2 protein-coding genes are annotated in these 1149 nt (G+C 31.4%); both read left to right on the forward strand.

Annotated features, from left to right (window positions below):
• Nucleotides 1-175: 175 nt before the first annotated feature.
• The gene (locus tag VFX97_04275) at nucleotides 176-625 is read left to right on the forward strand and encodes a helix-turn-helix domain-containing protein (protein ID HEX5702412.1); all 450 of its coding nucleotides are present in this window, start codon (nucleotides 176-178) and stop codon (nucleotides 623-625) included.
• Nucleotides 574-1122, forward strand: a complete 549-nt coding sequence (locus tag VFX97_04280) for a transposase (protein ID HEX5702413.1) — start codon at nucleotides 574-576, stop codon at nucleotides 1120-1122. Before VFX97_04275 ends, VFX97_04280 begins: the two co-directional genes overlap by 52 nt.
• Nucleotides 1123-1149 lie beyond the last annotated feature (27 nt).

Raw genomic sequence — 1149 nt, forward strand, 5'->3', positions numbered from 1 at the left:
ATTAATATAATTATACTGACATTATTTTAATGTCATAGTTATACACTTTAGACAGTAATAGATTTAGCTTAGATAACATATACAGTCTTTCTATTTGATTGATAGCAATAATGTCTCTAGATCCAGATTTGAGCAACGGTATAGAAAAGAATCTAATGCAGATACAAAGGAAAGAATGTTACTTGTGTTAAATGTAGTATACGATAAACATATTCCTGCACAAGTAGCAAGAGATCTTCACAGAAGCAGAACATGGGCTTCAGACTGGTTAAAGAGATACAGAGAAGAAGGTATAGAAGGATTAAGAGATAGACCAAAAAGTGGTAGACCTTCAGACATACCAGAAGAAATAGTATACAAGATAAAAAATGAATTGTTATCTAGCAAACAAGGTTGGACTACACAACAAGTTTATGATATCATAGTCAGAGAAAGTGGTATACACTACCATCATATTTACATCTATACATTACTTCAAAGATGGGGATTTAAACAGAAAGTACCAAGAAAGGTACATGTAAATACTGCATCAAAAGAAGAGAAAGAAGATTTTAAAAAACAGCCAGAGAAATATTGGACACTATCCTCCGAGAAGAAGAAGAAGAAGAAGAAGGCTTCACAGTAGTATCTACAGACGAATCATTCTTCTTCTATGACTCACTTGTAAGAAGAGTATGGATAAGAAAGAATGAACGACCAGTTGTAAAAATTACTGGATCACATCAGGAGTCAGTTTTGTTTGGTGCTACAAGTTTAGAAGGAAAACAGTTATTTAGACAGTATGACTGGTTTGATGAGAATACCTTTTTGGAATACCTAAAACAGATACATAGAAAATTTCCAAAATGTTATTTATTTCTGGATAAAGCAAAACCGCATTATAAATCAAAAAAGGTACTGAAATATTTTGCTAACAATAAAGATAGTTTAATCCCCATATATCTTCCAACAGCATCACCAGAATTTATGGTACTGGAAGAAGTATGGCATATAGCCAAGAATGACCTTCTAGTCCTAAAACATTATTCATCATTTACAGATTTTAAAAACAAAATATCTACATATTTCAGAACAAAAAGATTCAATCTGAATATGAGGAATTACCTTCTTAGGGATGAGTAAGAATATTTATCTTAATTGGTATAATTG

This window comes from Pyrinomonadaceae bacterium (assembly GCA_036277115.1).
Lineage (GTDB): Bacteria > Acidobacteriota > Blastocatellia > Pyrinomonadales > Pyrinomonadaceae > UBA11740.